This window comes from Stenotrophomonas testudinis, from assembly GCF_024499815.1.
Lineage (GTDB): Bacteria > Pseudomonadota > Gammaproteobacteria > Xanthomonadales > Xanthomonadaceae > Stenotrophomonas.
In genome coordinates, this window is the sequence record NZ_JAMOKY010000001.1 from 247,250 (window position 1) to 270,653 (window position 23,404).

Annotated in this window: 22 protein-coding genes; 14 read left to right on the forward strand and 8 right to left on the reverse strand. The window is 66.7% G+C overall.

The window, feature by feature from the left end; translation table 11 throughout:
- The first annotated feature begins 33 nt into the window (after positions 1 to 33).
- Positions 34 to 450: a VOC family protein gene (locus tag NQ204_RS01075; protein WP_256642832.1), complete on the forward strand. Its 417-nt coding sequence runs from the start codon at positions 34 to 36 to the stop codon at positions 448 to 450.
- Between the two features lie 48 nt (positions 451 to 498).
- Here the strand turns inward: NQ204_RS01075 and NQ204_RS01080 are convergent, their stop codons facing one another.
- The gene (locus tag NQ204_RS01080; RefSeq protein ID WP_116863825.1) at positions 499 to 1,383 is read right to left on the reverse strand and encodes a LysR family transcriptional regulator; all 885 of its coding nucleotides are present in this window, start codon (positions 1,381 to 1,383) and stop codon (positions 499 to 501) included.
- Between the two features lie 105 nt (positions 1,384 to 1,488).
- On the opposite strand from NQ204_RS01080, the gene NQ204_RS01085 reads away from it, so the two are divergent.
- A complete protein-coding gene (locus tag NQ204_RS01085) occupies positions 1,489 to 2,541 on the forward strand; it encodes an NAD(P)-dependent alcohol dehydrogenase (protein ID WP_116863824.1) in 1,053 nt (350 codons plus the stop codon).
- Between the two features lie 130 nt (positions 2,542 to 2,671).
- Here NQ204_RS01085 and NQ204_RS01090 read toward each other — a convergent pair whose 3' ends face one another.
- Positions 2,672 to 4,036, reverse strand: a complete 1,365-nt coding sequence (locus NQ204_RS01090) for a glutamate--cysteine ligase (protein ID WP_256642833.1) — start codon at positions 4,034 to 4,036, stop codon at positions 2,672 to 2,674.
- A 151-nt stretch (positions 4,037 to 4,187) separates the two neighbouring features.
- Between NQ204_RS01090 and NQ204_RS01095 the strand changes: the two genes are divergently transcribed.
- The 3 genes from NQ204_RS01095 (at position 4,188) to NQ204_RS01105 (ending at position 7,390) form a co-directional block, all read left to right on the forward strand.
- Complete coding sequence (locus NQ204_RS01095; RefSeq protein ID WP_116863822.1) at positions 4,188 to 4,892, forward strand: VIT1/CCC1 transporter family protein; 705 nt, start codon at positions 4,188 to 4,190, stop codon at positions 4,890 to 4,892.
- Entirely contained in the window at positions 4,889 to 5,713 is an 825-nt protein-coding gene (locus NQ204_RS01100; protein WP_116863821.1) for a helix-turn-helix transcriptional regulator, read from the forward strand. The genes NQ204_RS01095 and NQ204_RS01100 overlap by 4 nt, the downstream gene beginning before the upstream one ends.
- A 702-nt stretch (positions 5,714 to 6,415) precedes the next feature.
- Entirely contained in the window at positions 6,416 to 7,390 is a 975-nt protein-coding gene (locus tag NQ204_RS01105) for an MBL fold metallo-hydrolase (RefSeq protein WP_116865409.1), read from the forward strand.
- Positions 7,391 to 7,483: 93 nt separating this feature from the next.
- On the opposite strand, the gene yihA is transcribed toward NQ204_RS01105, so the two are convergent.
- On the reverse strand, positions 7,484 to 8,086 hold the full coding sequence (gene yihA, locus NQ204_RS01110; RefSeq protein WP_079223317.1) for a ribosome biogenesis GTP-binding protein YihA/YsxC: 603 nt from the start codon (positions 8,084 to 8,086) through the stop codon (positions 7,484 to 7,486).
- A gap of 157 nt (positions 8,087 to 8,243) precedes the next feature.
- Between yihA and NQ204_RS01115 the strand changes: the two genes are divergently transcribed.
- The 4 genes from NQ204_RS01115 to NQ204_RS01130 all read left to right on the forward strand — a co-directional run bounded on the left by NQ204_RS01115 (position 8,244) and on the right by NQ204_RS01130 (position 11,526).
- Positions 8,244 to 9,044, forward strand: a complete 801-nt coding sequence (locus tag NQ204_RS01115; RefSeq protein ID WP_116865410.1) for a c-type cytochrome — start codon at positions 8,244 to 8,246, stop codon at positions 9,042 to 9,044.
- A 106-nt stretch (positions 9,045 to 9,150) separates the two neighbouring features.
- Positions 9,151 to 9,801 carry a thiol:disulfide interchange protein DsbA/DsbL gene (locus NQ204_RS01120; RefSeq protein ID WP_256642834.1) on the forward strand — a complete coding sequence of 217 codons (651 nt, stop codon included), beginning with the start codon at positions 9,151 to 9,153 and terminating at the stop codon, positions 9,799 to 9,801.
- Between the two features lie 106 nt (positions 9,802 to 9,907).
- A complete protein-coding gene (locus NQ204_RS01125; RefSeq protein ID WP_256642835.1) occupies positions 9,908 to 10,735 on the forward strand; it encodes a thiol:disulfide interchange protein DsbA/DsbL in 828 nt (275 codons plus the stop codon).
- Between the two features lie 53 nt (positions 10,736 to 10,788).
- Entirely contained in the window at positions 10,789 to 11,526 is a 738-nt protein-coding gene (locus tag NQ204_RS01130) for an endonuclease/exonuclease/phosphatase family protein (RefSeq protein ID WP_256642836.1), read from the forward strand.
- 78 nt (positions 11,527 to 11,604) lie between these two features.
- Here the strand turns inward: NQ204_RS01130 and NQ204_RS01135 are convergent, their stop codons facing one another.
- On the reverse strand, positions 11,605 to 12,480 hold the full coding sequence (locus NQ204_RS01135; RefSeq protein WP_116863474.1) for an EamA family transporter: 876 nt from the start codon (positions 12,478 to 12,480) through the stop codon (positions 11,605 to 11,607).
- Between the two features lie 72 nt (positions 12,481 to 12,552).
- On the opposite strand from NQ204_RS01135, the gene NQ204_RS01140 reads away from it, so the two are divergent.
- The 4 genes from NQ204_RS01140 to fhuE all read left to right on the forward strand — a co-directional run bounded on the left by NQ204_RS01140 (position 12,553) and on the right by fhuE (position 16,515).
- Positions 12,553 to 13,026: an Lrp/AsnC family transcriptional regulator gene (locus NQ204_RS01140; RefSeq protein ID WP_116863473.1), complete on the forward strand. Its 474-nt coding sequence runs from the start codon at positions 12,553 to 12,555 to the stop codon at positions 13,024 to 13,026.
- Complete coding sequence (locus tag NQ204_RS01145; protein ID WP_256642837.1) at positions 13,023 to 13,574, forward strand: M23 family metallopeptidase; 552 nt, start codon at positions 13,023 to 13,025, stop codon at positions 13,572 to 13,574. The genes NQ204_RS01140 and NQ204_RS01145 overlap by 4 nt, the downstream gene beginning before the upstream one ends.
- Positions 13,575 to 13,649: 75 nt before the next feature.
- Positions 13,650 to 14,126, forward strand: a complete 477-nt coding sequence (locus tag NQ204_RS01150) for a hypothetical protein (protein WP_256642838.1) — start codon at positions 13,650 to 13,652, stop codon at positions 14,124 to 14,126.
- Between the two features lie 226 nt (positions 14,127 to 14,352).
- On the forward strand, positions 14,353 to 16,515 hold the full coding sequence (gene fhuE, locus NQ204_RS01155) for a ferric-rhodotorulic acid/ferric-coprogen receptor FhuE (RefSeq protein ID WP_256642839.1): 2,163 nt from the start codon (positions 14,353 to 14,355) through the stop codon (positions 16,513 to 16,515).
- 149 nt (positions 16,516 to 16,664) lie between these two features.
- On the opposite strand, the gene NQ204_RS01160 is transcribed toward fhuE, so the two are convergent.
- Entirely contained in the window at positions 16,665 to 19,526 is a 2,862-nt protein-coding gene (locus NQ204_RS01160) for a TonB-dependent receptor (protein WP_116863469.1), read from the reverse strand.
- Between the two features lie 253 nt (positions 19,527 to 19,779).
- On the opposite strand from NQ204_RS01160, the gene NQ204_RS01165 reads away from it, so the two are divergent.
- The gene (locus NQ204_RS01165) at positions 19,780 to 20,316 is read left to right on the forward strand and encodes a hypothetical protein (protein WP_256642840.1); all 537 of its coding nucleotides are present in this window, start codon (positions 19,780 to 19,782) and stop codon (positions 20,314 to 20,316) included.
- A gap of 406 nt (positions 20,317 to 20,722) precedes the next feature.
- Here NQ204_RS01165 and NQ204_RS01170 read toward each other — a convergent pair whose 3' ends face one another.
- From NQ204_RS01170 to NQ204_RS01180, 3 genes are all read right to left on the reverse strand, one after another.
- A complete protein-coding gene (locus NQ204_RS01170) occupies positions 20,723 to 21,130 on the reverse strand; it encodes an ExbD/TolR family protein (RefSeq protein ID WP_256642841.1) in 408 nt (135 codons plus the stop codon).
- 86 nt (positions 21,131 to 21,216) lie between these two features.
- Entirely contained in the window at positions 21,217 to 22,215 is a 999-nt protein-coding gene (locus NQ204_RS01175) for an asparaginase (protein WP_256642842.1), read from the reverse strand.
- Positions 22,212 to 23,402: a hypothetical protein gene (locus tag NQ204_RS01180; RefSeq protein WP_256642843.1), complete on the reverse strand. Its 1,191-nt coding sequence runs from the start codon at positions 23,400 to 23,402 to the stop codon at positions 22,212 to 22,214. The genes NQ204_RS01175 and NQ204_RS01180 overlap by 4 nt, the downstream gene beginning before the upstream one ends.
- Positions 23,403 to 23,404: the final 2 nt, after the last annotated feature.

Here is a 23,404-nt window from a genome sequence, read left to right on the forward strand (position 1 = left end):
ACTGCACGCAACCGGCCGCCGCAGACCCGTGCCATGGACTCCCCCGCCCCCACCTTCATCGTCAACATCGATGTGCCCGATCTGGCCGCTGCCGAAGCGTTCTACGTCGCAGCCTTCGGCCTGTACGGCGGCCGCCGGCTGGGGACCGGCGCGCTTGAACTGCTGGGCGGCCCGACCGCGCTGTACCTGCTGCAGAGTGATGCGGGCAGCGTGGCCACCGACGAAGGCGACGTGCGCGATTACGAGCGGCACTGGACGCCGCTGCACCTGGACTGGGTGGTGGAAGACATCAACGTCGCGCTGTCACGCGCAGTGGCCGCCGGCGCGGTGATCGAACTGCCGGTGAGCGAACGTCGCTGGGGACGGCTGGCAGTGCTGGCCGATCCATTCGGGCATGGGTTCTGCCTGATCCAGTTCGTCGGCCTGGGGTATGACGCGCTGGTGGAGTGATTGGCCACACGGGTGGGTGCCGACCGTTGGTCGGCACTGCAACCCGGCTTACTCCCGCAGCATATCCACGAACGCGCGCAGCGCCGACGACATCTGCCGTTGCTTCGGGTAATACAGCACGAAGCCGGGAAACGGCTCGCTCCAGTCCTGCAGCACCGCCACCATCGTCCCGGCCTCGACATGCGGGCGCGCGGCATCTTCCAGCACGTAGGCCAGGCCAAAACCATCGAGCACCGCGCGCATGATGGTGGTCTGCTCGCTCAGCGTCAGCCGCCCGCGCACGTCGATTTCCAGCGACTGCCCATCGCGGTCGAACTGCCACTTGTACAGGTGCCCGCTGGCGAAACGGAAGCGGATGCATTCGTGCTGCAGCAGGTCGCGCGGGTGCTGCGGTGCAGGGTGCTGGCGCAGGTACGCCGGCGAGGCCACGATCATGCCGTGCAGGGCCGGTCCCAGCGGCACCGCCACCATGTCCTCGGGCACGAACTCGTGCAGGCGCACGCCGGCATCGAAGCCGTCGGCAACGATGTCGACCAGCCCATCGTTCTCGGTCAGTTCCAGCCGCACATCCGGATGCGCGCGCAGGAAGCGGGTCAGCCGCGGACCGAGCTGGGTCGGCACCGCCGCGCGCGCCGCGTTGATGCGCAGCAGACCGGTCGGGCTGTCCCTGAACTGGTTCATCTCTTCCAGCGCGTCGTGCACCTGGCCCAGCGCCGGCTGCAGCCGGTCCAGCAGGCGCTGCCCGGCCTCGGTCAGGGCCACGCTGCGGGTGGTGCGGTGGAACAGGCCCACGCCCAGCCGCTCTTCCAGCGCGCGGATCGCATAGCTCACCGCCGAGGTCGACAGGGTCAGCTCGCCGCCGGCCTTGCGGAAACTGCGGTGGCGGGCCACGGCGGCGAAGGCGGCCAGGTGGGAGAGATTGTCAGAGGCCATTGTGCAGTCTGCCTTGATGAATCATGCCGATTTCCAGGCTTTGTGGGCCGGTACGAGGGGGCGTATTGTAAAGCGCCTTTCGACAAACCCCGCCAAGGATTCCCCATGTCCCTCGCCCATGGTTATGCGGTACGTACCAACACCGCCCCGCTCGAGCCCTTCACCTTCGAACGTCGCGCCGTCGGCGCCAACGACATCCGCATCGAAGTGCTGTACAGCGGCATCTGCCATTCCGACCTGCACCAGGCCCGCGACGATTGGGGCGGCGCCGAGTACCCGATGGTGCCGGGCCACGAGATCATCGGCCGCGTGGTCGAAGTCGGCCCGTCCGTCACCACCCTGAAGGTCGGCGACTTCGCCGGCGTCGGCTGCATGGTCGATTCCTGCCGCCACTGCGATGCCTGCGACCACGACCTGGAGCAGTACTGCGAAAAGGGCCCGACCTACACCTACAACAGCCACGACCGCAACACAGGCGAGCTGACCATGGGCGGTTACTCCGACCACATCGTGGTCGAGCAGCGCTTCGTGGTGAAGGTCTCTGAAAAGCTGGACCTGAAGGCCGCCGCGCCGCTGCTGTGCGCCGGCATCACCACCTACTCGCCGCTGCGCCACTGGAAGGTCGGCCCGGGCCAGAAGGTCGGCGTGATCGGCCTGGGTGGCCTCGGCCACATGGGCGTGAAGTTCGCCAAGGCGATGGGCGCCACCGTGGTGATGATCACCACCACCCCGGAAAAGGGTGCCGACGCCAAGCGCCTAGGCGCCGACGAAGTGCTGGTCTCGCGCGACGCGGAGCAGATGAAGGCCCACGCCAACAGCTTCGACTTCCTGCTCAACACGGTGCCGGTCAGCCATGACACCAACCCGTACATGAGCCTGCTCAAGCGCGATGCCACCATGTGCCTGGTCGGCGTCATCACCGAACTGGACCCGCCGCTGATGGGTGGCACGGTCATCTTCGGCCGCAAGCACGTCACCGGCTCGGCCATCGGCGGCATGGCCGAAACCCAGGAAATGATGGACTTCTGCGCCGAGCACGGCATCGTCAGCGAAGTTGAAGTGATCAACATCAAGGACGTGAACCAGGCCTGGGAGCGCATGGCGAAGAACGATGTGCGCTACCGCTTCGTGATCGACATGGCCACCATCAAGGCCTGATCGCTGCGCTGATGGAATGAAAAAACCCCGGCCTTGCCGGGTTTTTTTTGCGTACAACACCCGCCGGGCATGGCCTGGCGCTACCGGATCCGTGAGGGGTAGCGCCGGGCCATGCCCGGAGGGCACATTTTCAGTACGCGAACTCGCGGAACACCGGATCGACGTCGCCGTGCCAGCGGCCATGGAACAGCGCCAGCTTGCGCTCGGCCGGGGTCAGGCCCGATTCGACGATCTCCTGCAGCACGTCCAGGAACTTGCTTTCGTCCTGGCCATCGGCATTGCGCGCACCGCGGCGCTTGAGGCCTTCCACGGAAATCTTCACGGCTTCGCGGGCCAGGTCGCGCACGGTGCCGTTGCGGAACGGCAGGCCCATGGCGTACTTCGGCACGCCGTCGCGCAACGCGTGGCGCTCGGCCAGGCTGAAATCACGCACCAGGTCCCAGGCCGCATCCAGCGCGGTGTCGTCGTACAGCAGGCCCACCCAGAACGCCGGCAGTGCACACAGGCGGCTCCACGGACCACCGTCGGCACCGCGCATTTCCAGGTATTTCTTCAGCCGCACTTCCGGGAAGGCGGTGGTCATGTGGTCCGACCAGTCACGCAGCGTCGGCAGCGCACCCGGCAGCACCGGCAGCCTGCCCTGCATGAAATCGCGGAAGCTCTGCCCGCTGGCGTCGTGGTAGATGCCATCGCGGTAGGAGAAGTACATCGGCACGTCGAGCAGGTAATCGACATAACGCTCGTAACCGAAGCCATCCTCGAACACGAAGTCGAGCATGCCGGTACGATCGGCGTCGGTGTCGGTCCAGATATGCGAGCGGTAGCTCAGGTAGCCATTCGGCTTGCCTTCGGTGAACGGCGAATCGGCGAACAGCGCGGTGGCGATCGGCTGCAGCGCCAGCGACACGCGGAACTTCTTCACCATGTCCGCTTCGGTGGCGTAATCCAGGTTGACCTGCACGGTGGAGGTGCGGGTCATCATGTCCAGGCCCAGCGAACCGACCTTGGGCATGTACGAACGCATGATCCTGTAGCGGCCCTTGGGCATCCACGGCATTTCATCGCGCGTCCACTTCGGCTGGAAGCCCATGCCGAGGAAGCCGAGCTGCAGTTCGCCGGCCACCTGTGCCACTTCGTTCAAGTGGGTGCCGGTTTCCACGCAGGTCTGGTGGATGGTTTCCAGCGCCGCGCCGGACAGTTCCAGCTGGCCGGCCGGCTCCAGCGTCACCGAAGCGTTGTCACGCAGCAGGGCGATGGTGTTGCCGTTTTCCTGCACCGGCTCCCAGCCGAAGCGGGTCAGGCCGTTGAGCAGGGCTTCGATGCCGCGCTCGCCTTCGAAGGTCGGCGGGCGAAGATCGTCCAGGCGGAACCCGAACTTCTCGTGTTCGGTACCGATGCGCCACTGCGCACGGGGCTTTTCGCCGGAGGCAAGCACCTCGACCAGCTCCGAGCGGTCGGTAATGGGCGTATCGGCGACGTGGCTGGGGCTCGACAAGGGGAGGACTCGCTGGACAGTGGCAGGGGATGTGGGGCTGGGGGCCTTCCATCGCAAGGGCGCACTATAGCGTGGCGGCCCTTCGCAGCATGCGACGGTGACGGGTTTCAGCATCCTACCGACGACCTCTTGACCCCCGTACACTCAGGCCATGAACCGCCATTCACGACACCCGGAACTGCACCGCGCCGACCGCGTCGGCTGGCTGCGCGCCGCCGTGCTGGGGGCCAACGACGGCATCGTCTCGGTCGCCGGCCTGGTGGTCGGCGTGGCCGCCAGCGGTGCCTCGGCCAGCACGATCCTGGCCACCGGCGTGGCCGGCACCGTGGCCGGCGCGATGTCGATGGCCGCCGGAGAGTACGTTTCAGTGCAGACCCAGGCCGACACCGAAGCGGCCGACCTGGCCGTGGAAATGCGCGAGCTGCACGAAGACCCGCACAGCGAGCTGGACGAGCTGACGGCGATCTACCGCCATCGCGGCCTGCAGCCGGCACTGGCCCGGCAGGTGGCCGAGCAGCTGACCGCACACGATGCGCTGGGCGCACACGCACGCGACGAACTCGGCATCACCGACACCCTTCGCGCACGCCCGCTGCAGGCCGCGCTGGCCTCGGCCGGCGCGTTTACCTGCGGCGCCGCACTGCCGGTGCTGACCGCCCTGTTCTCCAGCACGGCGCAGGTCACGGTGGCCACCACCGCCAGCACCCTGATCGGCCTGTGCCTGACCGGCGCGGTGGCCGCGCGTGCCGGTGGCGCGCCGCCGCTGCGCGGCGCGGTGCGGGTGATGTTCTGGGGCGCACTGGCGATGGCCGCCGCCGCGGGCATCGGCAAGCTGCTGGGAGCCCACCTGTCATGACCACGATGCTGCCCCCTGACATTGCCCTGCTGGCCGAGATGGCCAGCCTGGCCGGCTGCGACCGTGCCGAAGGCTACGCCTGCATCACCGCGCGTCGCGAACACGGCGCCAGTTCGGTGGAGATACCGCAGCCGCAGTTCGTGATCCTGCTGGAAGGCAGCAAGCAGGTACGCACCGCGCACCAGTCGCTGACCGCACACGCAGGTGACATGCTGCTGTTTACCCAGCGCTGCCGGATCGATGTGGTCAACACCCCCGACGCGGGCACCGGCCGCTACCTCGGCGCCATCGTGCCGCTGTGCGCGGAAGTACTGAGCGCAGCGCGCACGCTGTGGAGCGAAGCACTGCCTGCGCCCGGCGATGCGATCGCGCAGCCGCGGCTGATCGACCACGGCACGGTACTGCGGCGCTGGCGCCAGGCACTGCAGGACGGGCATTACAGTGAAGCACGGCTGGCCCTGGCCGAACTGGTGCTGGCCTGGTGCCGGCAGGGCCACGGCAATCTGCTGTTGCCGCAGGCCCCAAGCCTGGGTGAGCAGATCCGCGACCGCATCGCGGCCGAACCGGCGCGTGACTGGCAGTCGCGCGATGTGGAAGACCAGTTCGCGCTGAGCGGCGCGACCCTGCGCCGGCGCCTCGCCGCCGAACGCACCAGCCTTCGCCAGCTGTTGACCGAGGCGCGACTGGCGCACGGCATGACGCTGCTGTACACGACCGATCTACCGCTGAAGACCGTGGCCGCCCGCGCGGGGTATCGCTCGGCGGCGAGTTTCAGCAAGCGCTTCGCCGAGCAGTACGGGCTGGCTCCGACAGACATCTAGGGTGGGGTTGTCTGGCAGGGCTTGCAGCCCTGCACCTGCTCAACGTCAACGTCAACGTCAAAAGCCTGCATTCCGTGGGGTGGCGGGGCACTGTGGATTTGCGGGGACGGCGCAAGTACGTCCATGTAGCCTTGGTCGCCGCATCCATGCGGCTCACACCCCGCAACCCCACAGTGCCCCGCCTTCGACAGGTTCACGCGGCTGTTGGTGGGTGCCGACCGTTGGTCGGCACATCTGTTGGATATCGAATGAATTCATCCACGCATGGCGTGGATCTACTGCCACAGGCGGTTGGTAGGTGTCGACCTTGGTCGACACATCTGTCAGACATCGATATCCAACCCCGTGCCGACCAACGGTCGGCACCCACCAATTGCAGCTGGCACCAACAGCCGCGGGAAACTGTCGAAGGCGGGGTGGGTCCGGTGGCAGGGGTGTGAGCGGCATGGATGCCGCGACCAAGCCCCCATGGATGGGTTTACGGCGTCCCCTGCCACCGGACCCACCCCGCCAACCCACAGGAAGCCAGCTTCTGCTTTTGACGTTGACGTTGACGTTGACGTTGATCTGCAGCAGGTGCAGGGCTGCAAGCCCTGCCGTCTCTCCCCTGAGCATTCCACGCAGTGGTTTGAGCGCATCGCGCGCGCGCCACCCGGCACGCTGCACAGCGACGGAATAACCCGCCTTACCGAGCCCCACCCCATGACCCTGCGTCACCTGCCCCTGCGCGGCGCCCTGCTGCTGGCCCTGTCCTCCCTGTCGCTGGCCGCCCTGGCCGAAGCCACCTCGCCCGCCCCCACCCAGCAGGTGCCCGGCGTCTACCACCAGCGCGTCGGCGCCCTGCAGGTCACCGCCCTGTTCGATGGCGTGGTAGCGCTCGGCCGCCAGGAAGTGGTCGATGTCTCGCCCACCCTGGTCACCCGCCTGCTCGACGGCCGCTACGTGCCCGAAGACAAGAAGGGCCTGCAGACCGCGGTCAACGCCTTCCTGGTCCGCCAGGGCAACCACCTGACCCTGGTCGATACCGGCACCGCGCAGTGCTTCGGCCCCGGCCTGGGCCAGGTGCTGGGCAACCTGCGCGCCGCCGGCGTCGACCCGGCCGAGGTGGATGACATCCTGCTCACCCACGCGCATCCGGACCACATGTGCGGCGTGCTCGACGCACTGGGCCAGCCTGCCTACCCCAATGCCACGGTGTGGCTGTCCAAGGCCGATGCCGACTACTGGCTGGACCCGGCCAGCGAAGCAGGTGCGCCGGAGGGCGTGCGTTTCGCCTTCCCGCTGGCCCGCAACGCGGTGGCGCCGTACCAGGCCCACGGCAGACTGCGCACGTTCAAGCCAGGCGATGCGCTGCCCGGTGGCGCGGTGGCGATGGACACTCACGGCCATACCCCCGGCCATGTCTCCTACCGGTTCGACAGCCAGGGCCAGTCATTGCTGGTGTGGGGCGATGTGCTGCACTTCCACGCGGTGCAGTTCGCACACCCGGAAGCGGCGTTCGAGGCCGATGCGGACCGCAAGGCGGCCATCGCCAGCCGTCGCGGGCTGCTTGAGCAGGCCACCGCCAAGGGCTGGTGGGTGGCCGGTGCGCATCTGCCGTTCCCCGGCCTGGGCCATGTGCGCCGCGAGGGCGAGGCCTATGCGTGGGTGCCGGCGGAGTATTCGCCGTTGAAATGAAAGGTCGCCGGGCATGGCCTGGCGCTACCGGTCCCCGGTCGCGGCAACATGGGGTAGCGCCGGGCCATGCCCGGCGAGCGCAGCGGAGACGCCTTACGCCAGCCCCAGCCAGCCGCCGATCACACCGCGGGCTTCGTCCACGCCGGTACGGTCCTCACCGGAGAACACCTGCACGCTGACGCTGTCGCCGTAGGCGGAATGCAGTTCCTTGCGGACCTTCTGCAGGGTCTGCATCTGCTGGCTGCGGCTGAGCTTGTCGGCCTTGGTCAGCAGCGCGTGCGCGGGCATGCCACGCTGCACGGCGTAGGACAGCATCTGCCGGTCGTAGTCCTTCAGCGGGTGGCGGATGTCCATCACCACCACCAGGCCCTTGAGCGCTTCGCGGGTGCGGAAGTACCGGTCGATGAAGGCCTGCCAGTGCGCCTGCAGGTCCAGCGGCACCTTGGCATAGCCGTAACCAGGCAGGTCGACCAGGTGCGCTTCCGGGGTGATCTGGAAGAACACCAGCTGCTGGGTGCGGCCGGGGGTCTTGGACACGCGGGCCAGGGAGTTCTGCCGGGTCAGCGCGTTGAGGGCGCTGGACTTGCCGGCGTTGGAGCGGCCGGCGAAGGCCACTTCGGCCCCTTCATCGGGCGGCAGTTGCCGCACGTTGTGGGCCGAGAGGTGGTAACGGGCGCGTTCGATGAGCAATGACATGCGCCTAGGATCGCATGTTGCGGCGCCGCGCGCCCGTTCCGTGGGCCGCAGGCCAGGAAAATGCTGCACTGCTGCGTTGACCGTGCGCTGAAACGGCGTTGATAATCCGGACGATGCCGGCGGCCACGCCCCGGCCCGGTCCATACGGAGCTTCAGCATGCGCCACGCTCGCGTTCTTGCCGTATCCGCTCTTGCCACTGCCGTCGTCGTTGCCGCCGCTGCGTTCGCGCAGACCACGCTGACCCCGCTGCCCGACAACGGGCCGATCCGCACTGCCTCGCTGGAAGTGGATTTCAGCAAGACCACCTGGGGCGACGCCAAGGCCGGCCAGACCAAGGCCTCGGCCTGCGCGGCCTGCCATGGGGCCGACGGCAATTCCACGGTGGAGATGTACCCGTCCATCGCCGGCCAGAGCGAACGTTACGTGGCCCAGCAGATGGCCCTGATCGCCAACGGCCAGCGCAGTTCCGGCGCGTCGGTGGCGATGGTGCCCTTCGTGCAGAACCTCACCCCGCAGGACATGCGCGATATCGGCGCGTTCTTCGCCACCCAGAAGGCCACCGCCGGCATCGCCGACGACACCGCCGTGGCCGACGGCCCCTACAAGGGCATGAAGTTCTACGAGATCGGCCAGCAGCTGTACCGCGGCGGCGACGCCAAGCGCGGCCTGCCGGCCTGCATGGCCTGCCACGGTCCCAGCGGCGCCGGCAACCCCGGCCCGGCCTACCCGCACATCGGCGGCCAGCACGCCAGTTATGTCGCCCGCCGCCTGCAGGAATACCAGGCCGGGCAGACCAACGAGACCGACAAGGCGCACTTCCAGATCATGGCCGCCGTCGCCCAGAAGCTGAGCGAACAGGAAGTCCAAGCGCTCTCCAGCTACCTGCAGGGCCTGCACAACAAGGCCGATGACATCGCCGCCGAGGCCACCGCCACGCAACCGGCCGCCGCCCCCTGACCGCCACTGGTCGGCCCGGCTCGCCACGGCGGCCCGCGGCTGCGGTATGTTTCCTTCACGCCGGCGGCTGCGCCGGCGTTGTTATTTTCAATGGAGATGCGTGTCGATGAGGTTGATTCCCCGCCTTCTGCTGTCCCTGCTGGTGATGCTGCCGCTGGCCGCCTGCGCCGCCACCCCCGCCAATGCCCCGCTGGTTGAAGGCAAAGACTACGAGCGCATCGCCAAGTCCGGCCCGTTCCAGCCGTTGGCCGGCAAGATCGAAGTCGTTGAAGTGTTCGGCTACACCTGCCCGCACTGCGCCCACTTCGAGCCGCAGCTGGAAGCCTGGGCCGCCAAGCTGCCGGCCGACGTGCGCTTCACCCCGGTCCCGGCCGCCTTCGGCGGTGCCTGGGATGCCTGGGCCCTGGCCTATTACGCGGCCGATGAAGTGGGCGTCGCCAAGCGCAGCCACGCCGCTGTGTTCAAGGCCCTGCACGAAGACGGCTCGCTGCCGATGCAGAACGTCTCGGCCGATGAGCTCGCCACCTTCTATGCCGCCTATGGCGTGAGCGCCGACCGCTACAAGCAGGCCCTGCGCGGCGATGCGGTGCAGAAGAAGGTTGCCGAAGCCCGTGCCTTCGCCCAGCGCACCCAGGTGCCGGGCACCCCGGCCATCATCATCAATGGCCAGTATCTGGTGCGTGGCAACAGCTTCGAGGACCAGCTGCGCGTGGCCTCCAAGCTGATCTCCGAAGCCCGCGCCCGCGGCGGCCGCTGAACCGATCCCGACCATCGACACGGCGCTGTCGCCGCCGCATGTCATCATTTCCCCTTGGCCGGCGCCCGCCGTCGGCCCCACCTTTCCAGTTGCTGGAGACGTTTCAATGAAGACCCGTATCGCCGCGCTCGCACTTGCAGCCCTGCTGCCGCTCCTGGCGGCCTGCAAGGCCGACGACGGCCGCACCAACACCACCGCCCCGGCTGAACCGGCTGCCACCCCGGCTGCCGCCGAGCCTGCCGCGGCCCCCGCCGCCGAGCCGGCTGCCGCCACCGAAGGCGCTGCTGCCCCGGCCGCCACCGAAGCCGCTCCGGCCGCCGCTCCGGCCCCGACCACCACCGCACTGACCGGTCCGGCCCCGGTGGAAGGCAGCGACTACCAGGTGATCAGCAACGGCCAGCCGTTCCAGCCGGCCGCCGGCAAGGTCGAAGTGGTCGAGATCTTCGGCTACGTCTGCCCGGCCTGCGCCGCCTTCCAGCCGCTGGTTGGCCCGTGGAAAGCCGGCCTGCCGAGCGACGTGAACTTCGTCTACGTGCCGGCCATGTTCGGCGGCACCTGGGACAACTATGCCCGTGCCTTCTACGCCGCGCAGACCCTGGGTGTGCAGGAGAAGACCCACGAAGCGCTGTACGCCGCCATCCACTCGCAGCAGACCCTGAAGGGTGAGCGCGGCGCCGACTCGGTCGACGACATCGCCAAGTTCTACGCCGGTTACGGCGTGGATCCGAAGCAGTTCGCCGCCACCATGGGCAGCTTCGCGGTGAACGCCAAGACCAACTCGGCCAAGCAGTTCGCCCAGCGCAGCGCGATCAGCGGCACCCCGTCGATCATCATCAACGGCAAGTACCTGGTGAAGGGCAAGAGCTTCCCGGACATGCTGCGCATCGCCGACCACCTGATCGCCCGCGAACGCGGTGCGGCTCAGGCTCGTTGATCCAAGAGAAAGCATTACCGGCCGTGACTTCCCCCCACACACGGACCCTGCGCTTGCTGACGGCCAATATCCAGGCCGGCTCAAGCACCCGCCGCTACAGCGACTATGTGACCCGCAGCTGGTCACATGCGCTGCCGGCGGGAAGCAAGCGCAGCAGCCTGGACGCGATCGCCACCCTGGCGCGCGGCCATGACATCGTAGGCCTGCAGGAGGCCGACCCGGGCAGCCTGCGGTCGGGCTTCACCAACCAGACGCACTACCTGGCCCAGCGTGCCGGCTTCAATTACTGGAGCCACCAGCCGAACCGGCGCATGGGCGGGGTGGCGTCCAGCGCCAACGGCCTGCTGAGCAAGCTGGAACCGGTGGAAGTACAGGACCACGCTCTGCCCGGCCGCATCGGCGGGCGCGGCGTGCTGCTGGCCAGGTTCGGCGATGGCGAGGACGGCCTGGCCGTGGCCGTGGCCCACCTCTCACTGGGCGCGGGTTCGCGGATGTCACAGCTCGGATTCATCGCCGAGCTGCTGTCCGACCACCCGAACGCGGTGCTGATGGGCGATTTCAACTGCCTGGCCGAGCGCCCTGAAATGCAGGTGCTGTACCAGAAGACCCGGTTGCAGCCGCCCGGCTGCGTGGTACCGACCTTCCCCAGCTGGCGCCCGGACCGGGCCATCGACCACATCCTGGTCAGCAGCAACCTGCGGACCCGCAGCGTGGAAGCCGTACCGGCCGCGTTCTCCGACCACCTGGCCCTGGCCATGGCCATCGACGTCCCGGCCGAAGCCCTGCGCTGACCGGTAGCGCCGGGCCATGCCCGGCGAACGCAATCCAATCCGCCGGGCATGGCGCGGCGCTACCAATACAGCCCGGTGCTACCCGGCCTGCACCACCGGGCTCCTCAGCCGCCGCGCGGTCATCGTGCTGCCCACCGAGGCCACCACCGTGCAGCCGATCGCCAGCCACTGCACGCCCTCCAGGTGCTCGTGCAGCAGCAGCATCGCCCACAGCGCGGCCACCGCCGGTTCCATGCTGATCAGGATGCCGAATGTCTCCTTGGGCAGGCGCTTGAGCGCCATCATCTCCAACGACATCGGGATCGCGCTGGACACCAGCGCCACCAGCAGGCCGGCCAGCAGGATCTTCGGCTCCAGCAGCGCCATGCCGGCATGGGCCACGCCCACCGGCACCACCACAAGTGAAGCAGCCAGCAGCCCCAGCGAAACCGTATGGCCGGCGTGCAGGTGGCCGGCGCGCTTGCCAAACACGATGTACAGGCCCCAGCACGCGGCCGCCCCCATCGCATAGAGCACGCCGGCCGGGTCCAGCGCCGGGCCGCCGCCCAGCGGCAGCAGCAGCAACAGGCCGACCAGCGCGCAGCCCACCCAGAGGAAATCGATCGGCCGCCGCGAGGACAGCATCGCCACCGTCAGCGGGCCGGTGAACTCGATGGCCACGGCGATGCCGAAGGGAATGGTGCGGATGGCCATGTAGAACAGCAGGTTCATCAGGCCCAGGGTCAGCCCGTAACGGAGGATGGTCATCGCATCCACGCGGCTGGTCTTCCAGCGCCACGGCCGCCAGAACAGCAGCAGCAACAGCGCCGAGAAGCCCACGCGCAGGGCGCTGGTGCCCTGCGCGCCGACCAGCGGAAACAGGTGTTTTGCGTAGGAGGTGCCGATGGCCAGCGCGGTAACCGAGCCGAGCACCGCCAGCGCCGGCAACATCGGCGCGAATCGGGACGTCTGCATACGCACAGTCTATTGCGCTGGCGGCGAGCACTTGGCTCAATTGACGGTCCGTCCGCGCAATTTCTGCTCGCCATGGCCACCGCCCCCATGCTGGACAGCTTCGACCACGCCATCCTCGACCTGCTGCAGCAGGACAACGCCCTGCCGCAGCGGCAGATCGCCGAGGCCGTGCACCTGTCCCCCCCCGCCGTGCAGCGGCGCATCAAGCGTCTGCAGGACAGCGGCGTGATCGCCGCCAACGTGGCCGTGCTCGACGCGGCCAAGGTCGGGCGTCCGCTGACCGTCATCGTCGAGGTGCGGGTGGTCAGCGAGCAGCGCGAAAAGGTCGCCCCGTTCCGCCGCCGCGTGCAGGACGATCCTGCCGTGCAGCAGTGCTATTCGATCACCGGCGACGGCGATTTCCTGCTGCTGCTTTCGGCGGCCTCGATGGAAGAGTACGAAGCGATCACCGAGCGCCTGTTCGGCGGCGATGACAACATCGAGCGCTTCCGCACCTCGGTGGCGCTGGGCACGTTGAAGCGCAGCTTCTCGGTGCCGCTGCCATGACCCCGCCGCCCTCCCCTGCCCGACGCCTGCGCCGCTGGCTGCTGTCCGGCGCCCTGCTGCTGGCCGCAGGCATCGCCGTGCTCTCGCTGTGGAACAGCCCGTGGGCGGCGGCACCGAAGATGCTGTGGGCGCTGGGACGCATGCCACCGGCCACGGAGCTGCCCGTGCCCGTGGACGGCGTGCGCCCGCGGCAGATCGCCGACACCTTCGGTGCCCCACGCGGCAGTGACCGCACGCATGCCGGCATCGACATCTTCGGCAAACGCGGCACGCCCGTGCGCAGCGTTACCGCAGGCGTCATCGCCGATGTGAGCGAACGCGGGCTCGGCGGGCGCCAGGTCTGGGTGATCGGGCCCGGCCGCGAGCGCTACTACTACGCGCATCTGGAAGACTGGGCCGAGGGCCTGGCGCGAGGCCAGGTGGTGCAGGCCGGGCAGCTGCTGGGCCATGTCGGCGACAGCGGCAACGCCAAGGGCACGCCGCCGCACCTGCACTGGGGCATCTACGGCAAGGACGGCGCCCGCGACCCGTTGCCGCTCCTGCGTTGATCGCAGTGACGCTGCGGCTCGACGCCACGACGGGCCCGCCGCATCATCAACCGCAGTGACAGGGAGAGCACGCCGATGACCCAGCTTCGCGCCACCCCGCTGTTGATCGCTACCGTGATCCTGGCCACCGGCTGCAGCACCCTGCAGGCACACCGCGACCCGTGGTGCAGGCAACTGGCTGCCTACGCCAACACCGCACAGGTCGATGCCCCGCGATCGATTGAACTGGTGACCGACTGGAGCCGCTGGAGCAAGGGCTGCGAGGACGATGGCAGCGACGCGGGCAAGCGGTTCTGCCGCTGGCTGATCCCCAACACCTCGACCGAATTCGCCTCGGCCAATATTCGCCACACGCTGGCCTGCCTGGATCCAACAGCCATCCATGCCGGGCGTCTGCGCAGCACCCCGGTATACATGACCGGCAAGGTGGAGGTGTACGGCGCGCCCATGATCGATGAAGACGTGATGGTCACCGTCGAGTACGCCGATGGCATCGAGGGCCAGTTGCCGCACATGAAGATCCAGGCCGAGCGCACCCCGCTGGACGACTGACGCGGCGAAGGGACTGGCATGCCCCGGCGCCGTTTGTAAATAGAAACAATTCGCATTACCATATTTGCGTTTTCCGGGCAGCCAGGACGGTTCGCCCTCCTCGCATTGCCCAGCCACCGTCCTGCAGCGCAGGGCCCCGCCAGTGGCGTGAGACCCCCACCAGCCGCGGCGCCAGACCATCCGGGAAGCCGGTCGGACGCACGCACGTGCCCGTCCAGGAACCCACATGATCCGCTCGACCCCTGCTCTCCTGCCGCATCGCCTGTCCGCGGCGGTGCTCTCCGCCCTGTGCCTGGCCGCCGCGCCGGTCGCGTTCGCCGAAACCGCCGCCGACCCGACCACGCTCGACAAGGTCGTGGTGAAGGGTGAGCGCGCCGAAGGCTATTCGGTGCGCAAGACCTCCGCCGGTACCCGCTTCGACCTGGCCCCGCGTGAGATCCCGCAGTCGATCAGTATCATCAGCCACCAGCGCATCGAGGACCAGAACCTCGACGACATCATCGACGTGCTGGGCAACACCACCGGCGTGAGCAGCACCCAGTCCGACACCGAGCGCACCGAGTTCTACGCGCGCGGTTTCTACATCGACAGCTATCAGTTCGATGGCCTGCCGACGCAGATGGTGCAGAACTGGAGCTACGGTGACTCCGGCCTGGACCTGGCCCTGTACGACCGCGTGGAAGTGGTGCGCGGCGCCACCGGCCTGCTCAGCGGCGCCGGCAACCCGTCGGCGTCGGTGAACCTGATCCGCAAGCACGCCGACAGCGCCGAACTGGCCGGCAGCGTCTCGGTAAACGTCGGCAGCTGGGGCCGCACCCGCACCACCGTGGACGTGGGCAGCGCGCTGAATGCCAGCGGCACCGTGCGTGGTCGTGTCATCGGCAGCTACCTGGACACCGATGCGCAGATGGACCGCTACAACCAGCACAAGACGCTGGGCTACATGGTCATCGATGCCGACCTGACCCCCGATACGCAGCTGAGCGTGGGCTACGACTACCAGCAGAAGCGCGCCAACGGCGCGACCTGGGGCGGCTTCCCGATGCTGTTCTCCGACGGCACCAGCACCGGCTACGACGAATCGTTCAATGCCAGCCCGAACTGGACCTACTGGAATACCACCAGCAAGCGCGCCTTCGCCACCCTGGAGCACGGCTTCGCCAACGGCTGGAAGTTCAAGATCGGCGCCACGCATGACGAGACCAAGGCAGACGACAAGCTGTTCTACCCGGCCTACAACGACTGGGTCACCGGCGCCTCGTACTTCGACAAGAATACCGGTGCCGGCATCTCGCCGTCGGCCGGCTTCTACAACACCGAGCGCAAAGTCGACGCAATCGATGGCTTCGTCGACGGCCCGTTCCAGCTGTTCGGCCGCGAACACCAGTTCATGGCAGGCCTGAGCTACAACAAGCGCGACTACGCCAACTACGGCGACTACCAGGTCGGTGGTGCCGGCCTCACGTGGGACCCCTTCTCCAGCTACCTGAACTGGAACGGCAACATCAGCGAACCGAACTGGAACCCGCTGAGCCTGGCCAGCGAAGGCACCATCACCCAGAAGGCCGGCTATGCCGCCACGCGCCTGTCGCTGGCCGATCCGCTGAAGCTGATCATCGGTGCGCGCTACACCGACTGGAAGAGTGAAGGCGAAGGCGCCGATCGTTCGCACAAGGTGACCACCCCGTATGCCGGCCTGGTGTTCGACATCAATGACACCTACTCGACCTACGCCTCGTACACCGAAATCTTCCAGCCGCAGATGCTGAAGGACCGCAACGGCAGCTACCTCGATCCGGTCGACGGCAAGAGCTACGAAGTGGGCGTGAAGGGTGCCTGGTTCGACAACCGCCTGAATGCCTCGGTGGCCGTGTTCCGCATCGAGCAGGACAACGTCGGCCAGTCGACCGGTGAACCGGTGATCGGCGGAACCGGCGGCGAAACCGCCTACATCGCCGCACGCGGCACCGTCAGCCGCGGCTTCGAGTTTGAGTTGAACGGCGAACTGGCACCGGGCTGGAATGCCACCTTCGGCGCCTCGCGCTATGTGGCCAAGGACATCAACGATGCGGACATCAACACCAACCTGCCGCAGACCACGCTGAAGCTGTTCACCAGCTACACCCCGCAGTCGTTGCAGGACCTGACCGTCGGCGGTGGTGCCAACTGGCAGAACCGCATCTACTACGCGGTGCCGGCGTACGGCCGCATCGAACAGGACGGCTACGCGCTGGTCAGCGCCTTCGTGCGCTACCGCATCTCGCCGGAGTTCAGCGTGCAAGCCAACCTCAACAACCTGCTGGACAAGAAGTACTACTCGCAGATCAACGGCTACGGTGCGTTCGGCGACGGCCGCAATGGCTCGCTGACCTTCACCTGGTCGTTCTGATGCAGACGGCGCCGGGCAGCCCCCGGCGCCTTTTGTAGAGTCGAGCCATGCTCGACTGGCTTTCGACCAGAGCAGCCGAGCGTGGGCTTGGCTCTACAGAATCGCGTAACGCTGCCGCGCTGGGATGATCCCGGCGCGGCGTACAGGCCCTAGAACCGCAGGTCCGCCCGCATGTACCAGTAACGCCCGCGCGGGATGTCGTAGGTCGAGGCGTCGTAGCCGTTCAACGAGCACGACAGGCAGATCGGCGGATCCTTGTCGAACGCGTTGTTCAGGCCTGCGGTCAGCTGCAGCCCCTTCATCCAGTCGATTTTGTAGCCCACCTGCAGGTCGTGGTAGGTGGTGGCGGCCAACTTGTTGGTGCCGGCGGCCTGGTTGCTGCACACCGGGAAGGCCACTGCATCACCGCAGTCTTCGGTCAGCTCGGAGATGTGGCGCACCGTCCAGTTGGCGCTCCAGTTGTCCAGCGTCCAGCCAATGCTGGCGTTGCTCGTCCACTCAGGAATCGAGCTGTCGGCCACTTCCACGCCCGGCTTCTGCGGCTGCCGCTGGCCGGCCGCACCTGTGGCCTCGTAGCGGCCGACGAAGGTGTTCTTCCAGCCCAGCTTGAACTGGCCGATGTCGCTCTGCGGCAGCGTCCAGAACATGTCCACGTCCCAGCCATCGGTCTTGATCGAACCCAGGTTGGTCAGGCGATTGTTGAAGCTGTTGACCGCACCGGTGCTGGCGCGGGTGATGCCACCGCAGTAGACCGGGTCCAGCGTGTCCACGCACAGGTCCAGCTGGGTCTGTGCATTGATCGCCTGGATCGCGCCGTCGATGTTGTGACGGTAGAAGGTCACCTCCACGTCGAAGCGTTCGGACCAGGTGGCGTTGTTGCCGAACCACGGGCTCCACACGAAGCCGGCACTGAAGCTGCGCGAACGCTCCGGCTCCAGCTCGCGGTTGCCGCCGGTGGTCACCGAGATCTGCGAGTTGGCCTGCTGGAAGCCGGTCGGCACGCCCAGCGCGGCGCAGTTGGCAGGATTGCCGCGCGGCGCGGTACCGCCCAGGCCCACCGAGCAGGGATCGAACAGCTGCAGGTCGGCACGCGCGGCCGAGCCGTACAGCTCGCCGATGGACGGTGCACGGAAGCCCTCGGCATAGGTGGTGCGCAGCACGAAGTCATCGGTCACCTGCCAGCGCAGGCCGTACTTGGGGGTGAACTCGCCGCCGAAGGTCGAGTAATCCGAATAGCGCCCGGCCAGGCTCAGGTCCAGCTTCTTGCCCAGCGACGCGTCGGCGAAGATCGGAACGCTCAGCTCCAGGTAGGCTTCGTTGACGTCGTAGGAACCGGACGTCGGCTGCGAAGGCACGCCGTTGTAGTGGCCGATCACCGTCAGCGGGTCGGGCTGGTACCAGCCTTCATAGCGGCGGTGTTCCAGGCCGGTGGCGAAGGAGACCGGGCCGGCCGGCAGGGTGAACAGATCGCTGGACAGGTTGGCGGTGACCAGGCTCAGCTCGTTCTGGCTGCGGTCGCGCACCACCGGCTGGATCCAGCGCAGCATGTCCGGGGTGATCGAACCGACGCCACCGAAGATGTTCAGCGGCACGCAGCCCGGCGTGGCCGCACACAGCGCCGGATCACCCAGCGCCAGGTTCACGTTGTAGATGTTGTAGCTGCCGTAGTTGGTCTGCTCGGCCTTGTTCTTGCTGTACATGCCGTTGACGTCCCAGTACCAGCTGCGGTTCGCCGCCTGGAAGCTGCCCACCAGGCCGGTGGCGAAGTACGTGGTGTTGACCTCCTGCTCGAACACGCGCGCGCCGCCTTCCACCGGGCGGCGACCGATCAGGCTCATGTTGCCGCCGGACACCAGGTCGAAGCCGAACGGGTTGTACGGGTTCAGCGCCGACACCACGATGTTGTCGGCCAGCGGATTGCCGGTGGCACCGTCAGGCCCGAAGAACAGCGGTTCCGGACCGGCCTGATTGGTCGATTCGCGGCGGTTGCCCAGCGCCTTCACGTACCACTGCACGTCGTCGGTGATGTCGAAGCGGAACTGGCCGAACATGCCTTTGCGCTCGGACGGCGTCAGCACCATGTTGTATTCGGCGAAGTTGAAGCGGTCGGCGCTGGTGAAGCAGTGGTAGTCGTCGCTGCGGTTGCAGCCGGCGCTGCCGTCATAGCGCGGGTTACTGACGCCGGTGTTGGGCACGATGTCCTGCTCGGCGCCGGTGTTGGGATCGACGAAGGCGAAGCGCCCCTGCGGGATGCCGCCGCTGCCGAAGGCCAGGCCGGTGCCGGGAATCGGGAAGCGTGACTGTTCGCGGTCGCGCGCATACACCGCATCCTGCCTGGTCCAGCTGGCGCCGAGGAACAGGCTGTAGCGCTCGCCGCTGGTGCCCCAGGCCAGGTCCACGCCCTTCTGCGTGCCGTCGCCCTTGCTGTATTCGCCGTAGTTCAGGGTGACCTGCCCGCCATCGAAATCGCGGCGGGTGATGATGTTGACCACGCCGGCAATCGCGTCGGAGCCATACAGCGACGAGGCACCGTCTTCCAATACTTCGATGCGTTCGACAATCGCCAGCGGAATGGTGTTGAGGTCGGTGGCCGCGCCCACGCCTGACGCCGAGGATTCATTGACCCAGCGGATGCCATCGACCAGCACCAGCACGCGCTTGGCGCCCAGGTGGCGCAGATCGACCTGTGCCGAACCGGCACCGACACCACTGCCATCCGGCGGGAAGCCGAAATTGCCGGACGAGTTGAACTTGGCATTCAACGCCGAACCCGAACCGGTGAGCTGCTGCAGCACTTCGCCGATCGAGCTCAGGCCGGTGCGCTCGATGTCGCCCCGGCTCAGCGTCTGGATCGGCACCTGACCTTCCACTTCAGCACGCTTGATGCGCGTACCGGTCACTTCAACGGCATCCAGGGTGGTGGCCGTCTGGGCCATTGCCCCCAGCGGTGCCAGGGCCGCCACGCACAGCGCGACAGCGACCGCCAAGGGGCGGTAATGCAGGTGATTCATTCGCTCTCTCTCCAAAGGAATGGCGGGACATGGGCTGCCGCGCTCCCCCCTGCGTGGCGGCAGCGTCTCCTTTGTAAACAAGCTGTAAAAACATTGGCGTGACCTGCGACACCCTTTCACGCCGTTCTGATGAATGAATCATTCTTGTCCCAGATGGAGATCTAGGAGTTATTTGAAATCTTGAGTCCAAAGCGAATCTCAGCAGGAACTGGGCAGAGACTCAAACCTCCGAAGCGTCGTGTGAGGTCCTATCGTGAAAGCAATTACTGCCGCACTGCAGGCTGCAATCATCGCTCTGGCAACCCTCTCGTTCACGGGCGGAGCAAAAGCAGGTGGCCTCATAGAATGCAACAACTGCGCATCCCCCAAATCCGTTGCACTGCAGTCGGGGGCCGGGCTCACAGTAATAATTGACTTCGACAAAGCGCAACTCACCGCTTTCAATGTTGAGTACGATCGTGAGCTCAGGAAATGGCGTGCCATTTCCACGCCGGTTCCCAGTCAGATCCAAATGGCGTTTCTACGAATTGTAGAGAGTGTGTCAAACACCACTGGCCACTCCGACCAAGCCTTTCCTAAAGCAGGTGGAGGCGCCGTCGTCCCCCTGCATCCCGACAACCCGGGAAATTCAAACGGAATGCGATTTCCCGACTCCTACAAATCCTCGGACGCCTTCGAAATCGTCAACTCCGCAACCATGAGAACGCGACTAGGCCAGTATCTGGCCTTGGAAATTGCAGGAGCTAATACCAGCAGCACCGCCTGGAACAGCTTTGCGCTTTCCATCTAACAGTTTGCGCTTAGCTGGGCCAGCATCAAGGGCGGCGGCGCAGTCAATGTGATTATTACCTGGCGAGATGGTTCGAAGACCCTCTATAGAATCACACCTGACAACGTGTCAGAGGCCAAATACCAGAAGGGAGAGAGTCGTGACAGCACCGGAAACAAGGTGCCCGATGACTATCGCAGATCCTGCCACAGCTCCCTCTTACGCTGGCCAGTACTATTTCGGCCGCGAGGGCGACCTTGATAAATGGGTCCGCTCTGCACAGATGTACGGCGTACCGGTCCAACGTGGCCCAAGCAGCCGCATTTCCTGCAGTTGGGACGGCCGCACGGTTTACTGCCAGCAATACTGACCTCACCCGATCAGTCCGCGCTCTCAGGGAGTAATGCCCTGAGAGCGCCACTTTGCGTCATCGCACGAAGGCGATCCGCTCCATTCCCGTGGCCTCGGCAGCCGAGAGTATCTTCGCCATGCCTTCGTATTCGGCAGACGGATCGGTGGCGATGCGCAGCTCCGGCAGGTTGCCGGCGTGCTCGCTGGCCTGGGTGCGCAGGCGCGCCTGCAGATCATTGATGGCCATCGGCTGGCCGTTCCAGCTCAGCTGGCTGGACGCATCCAGGCGCAGCTCGATCGGCGGTGGTGGATCCGGACGGTCGACCACCCGGTCCGTTGCCTGTGGCAGCTGCACCGCGATGGGCCGCGACAGCATCGGCGCGGTCACGATGAAGATGATCAACAACACCAGCATCACATCCACCAGCGGCGTGACATTGATCTCCGCCAAGGGGCCGCTTTTTCCTGCGCTACTGAACGCCATGTGCCACTCCTTGCACCCGGGCCGTTCGCCCAAGCCGACAGTACGTCGCCATTGCAGGCTGGCGGCAGTGTCTGCGCGTGGAGCATTCAGCTGCCGTTGCTCACGCCTCCGCCGTATGCTTGCAGGCGCTCCCGCAGAGAGCCGAGTGCGTCCGAGCCGATCAGCGCCCACAACAACAGGCGACACTTACGGGGGCACAGTGATCCGGCCATCAGCAGCCCCCGCCGCTGCAGGTGGATTTCTCCGCCAGCAAAGCCATAGGTATGGCGTGCCGTCGCGCCGGCGCCGGTGCGCGAGGCGATGATGACGGGACGATGCACTGCGGCACGCGCCAAGGGCTCAACCCAGCTGGACGGGACATGGCCCGCGCCCATGGCCGCCACGACCAGTCCCTCGCATCCGCTCTCCAGTACCGAATGCAGCACCTCAGGACCTTCGCCCAGCACCGCCTCGAGCAGGGCTACCCGTTGCTGAACACGCGTGGGCACTACTGCAGGCAGTCGTTCCGGAGGCAGTCCCGCATAGCTGCATTGCCCTTCCTGCACCCGCCCGATACAGCCTTTATCTGGCGACTGGAAGGCATCCAGATCCAGGCTGTGCACCTTGCGCACCTGGTCCGCCGCGTACAGGCGGTCCTGCATGGCGACGATCACCCCGCGCATGCGAGTGTGGGGATCAAGTGCCGCAACCGCTGCGGCCAGCACATTGCCGGGGCCATCAGCACCAGCTGCATCTGCACCGCGCATGGCGCCCGTCAACACCAGCGGTTGCGGATGCGTCCATAACAGATCCAGCAGGTACGCCGACTCCTCGAGCGTGTCGGTGCCCTGGGTGATGATCACGCCATCAGCGCCGTCGCCCACCATCGTGTCTGCCCAGTCCCGTGCAGCAAGCACATCGACCCAGGACATCGATGCACTGGGGGACAGACCGAGCGTATGCGCCTGCACGGCTGCCAACCTGCTCAGTCCCGGCACTGCCTCCGCCAGCAACTGCGCGGAGATCTTCGGAACGATGCCCACTTCCGCTGCGTCCCCCCGCATGCTGAGGGTGCCACCGAGTGAACCCAATGCCAGCCGCTTCATATGGCCCCCTTCAGTATCCAGCCCACCGCAGGGACGATCAGCAGAACGCCTGCCGCCATCGATAGGAGATTGCCTATATACGGATGCACATGTGCAGGCAGGCGAGCCGAACATGCCGCAGCCAACGGTGGCGTCAGCAGTGCCCCCAGCAGCGCGGACAGCACCACCACCGCCGCGCTCCCGCCGTGGGCAAGAATGCAGGCAGGAACCACGGAGACAATCGGGATATACGTGGGGTACCAGCCACGCTGGATCCAGCGCTCCCGCCATACCCAGACTCCCACCGCAGAGGCGAGCGCCTGGCCGCACAGCAGTGCCATCAGCCAACCGGTGCCATAGAAGGGTCCGGCCGGCTGCAGCAGGGCGGCAAGCAGTACGCCGCCGATCAGCCCGGCACTGGCGAGCTCGTTGCCCAGGAATGGAGCTTCGCTGAAGTCCGCCAGCACCCGGCGCATGCCCCATTGCCAGCCATACCGCGTGACGTGCACAACGGGCTCTGGCCTAGGCGCAGCGGGAACCGGCTTCCAGCCCAGCCGCCTCGCGGCGACGAAGGCGGCCGCGCTTGCCAGTGCCATTGCAAGGACGTTGCCGATGACGGCTGGCAGGCCCAGCGGTGCGCAGAGCTGATTCACCAGCAACAACGCCAGCGGCGTGACCAGCAATGCGCCAGATGCGGCGGCGATTCCCGTAATCTTCCAGCCGCCACCGAACAGCAGCACCATCGCCGCCGGCAGCGAGACCGCAGCAACAAACGTGGGCTGCCAGCTCCCGTCCTGCACTGTGCTGGCAAATATCATATTGGCAAGCAGTAGTCCGCCAATCGACGCTACTGCGACCCAGGGCCAGCGGCCAGTGCCGTAGCAGATCGGGAATCCCTCCCATGATTTCCCACGCCTGTTCGCCCAATGAGCCACTGCAGCACCCCCGATCAGACCGAGCGAGGCGAACTCGTGCTTGTAGAAGGTCACCTCACTGGCATCGCCAACCCACCATCGCCAGCGGCCCGCCCATGTTGCGAGGCTGCCCATCAACTGGCTGTGGTCTGGCCAGAGCTGGCCGGGGGGCATCGTGCGCCAACCAGCCACCATCGTCACGATGATCGCCAGTGCAAATGTCGCTGAGAACAGTACCCAGCCCCAGTGGCAGCGGGCGGCTGGCGACTGGGCCGGTAAGGGGGTGCGCGCCATGC

Bases quoted from the DNA above. Each gene is read 5' to 3' on its own strand.
- NQ204_RS01160 (WP_116863469.1), bottom strand. From the start codon at position 19,526: ATGAATCACCTGCATTACCGCCCCTTGGCGGTCGCTGTCGCGCTGTGC.
- NQ204_RS01100 (WP_116863821.1), top strand. From the start codon at position 4,889: ATGACCACGATGCTGCCCCCTGACATTGCCCTGCTGGCCGAGATGGCC.
- NQ204_RS01140 (WP_116863473.1), top strand. From the start codon at position 12,553: ATGGCCACCGCCCCCATGCTGGACAGCTTCGACCACGCCATCCTCGAC.
- NQ204_RS01080 (WP_116863825.1), bottom strand. From the start codon at position 1,383: ATGGCCTCTGACAATCTCTCCCACCTGGCCGCCTTCGCCGCCGTGGCC.
- NQ204_RS01075 (WP_256642832.1), top strand. From the start codon at position 34: ATGGACTCCCCCGCCCCCACCTTCATCGTCAACATCGATGTGCCCGAT.
- NQ204_RS01180 (WP_256642843.1), bottom strand. From the start codon at position 23,402: ATGGCGCGCACCCCCTTACCGGCCCAGTCGCCAGCCGCCCGCTGCCAC.
- NQ204_RS01135 (WP_116863474.1), bottom strand. From the start codon at position 12,480: ATGCAGACGTCCCGATTCGCGCCGATGTTGCCGGCGCTGGCGGTGCTC.
- NQ204_RS01150 (WP_256642838.1), top strand. From the start codon at position 13,650: ATGACCCAGCTTCGCGCCACCCCGCTGTTGATCGCTACCGTGATCCTG.
- NQ204_RS01125 (WP_256642835.1), top strand. From the start codon at position 9,908: ATGAAGACCCGTATCGCCGCGCTCGCACTTGCAGCCCTGCTGCCGCTC.
- NQ204_RS01105 (WP_116865409.1), top strand. From the start codon at position 6,416: ATGACCCTGCGTCACCTGCCCCTGCGCGGCGCCCTGCTGCTGGCCCTG.
- NQ204_RS01145 (WP_256642837.1), top strand. From the start codon at position 13,023: ATGACCCCGCCGCCCTCCCCTGCCCGACGCCTGCGCCGCTGGCTGCTG.
- NQ204_RS01095 (WP_116863822.1), top strand. From the start codon at position 4,188: ATGAACCGCCATTCACGACACCCGGAACTGCACCGCGCCGACCGCGTC.
- yihA (WP_079223317.1), bottom strand. From the start codon at position 8,086: ATGTCATTGCTCATCGAACGCGCCCGTTACCACCTCTCGGCCCACAAC.
- NQ204_RS01175 (WP_256642842.1), bottom strand. From the start codon at position 22,215: ATGAAGCGGCTGGCATTGGGTTCACTCGGTGGCACCCTCAGCATGCGG.
- NQ204_RS01170 (WP_256642841.1), bottom strand. From the start codon at position 21,130: ATGGCGTTCAGTAGCGCAGGAAAAAGCGGCCCCTTGGCGGAGATCAAT.
- NQ204_RS01115 (WP_116865410.1), top strand. From the start codon at position 8,244: ATGCGCCACGCTCGCGTTCTTGCCGTATCCGCTCTTGCCACTGCCGTC.
- NQ204_RS01120 (WP_256642834.1), top strand. From the start codon at position 9,151: ATGAGGTTGATTCCCCGCCTTCTGCTGTCCCTGCTGGTGATGCTGCCG.
- NQ204_RS01085 (WP_116863824.1), top strand. From the start codon at position 1,489: ATGTCCCTCGCCCATGGTTATGCGGTACGTACCAACACCGCCCCGCTC.
- fhuE (WP_256642839.1), top strand. From the start codon at position 14,353: ATGATCCGCTCGACCCCTGCTCTCCTGCCGCATCGCCTGTCCGCGGCG.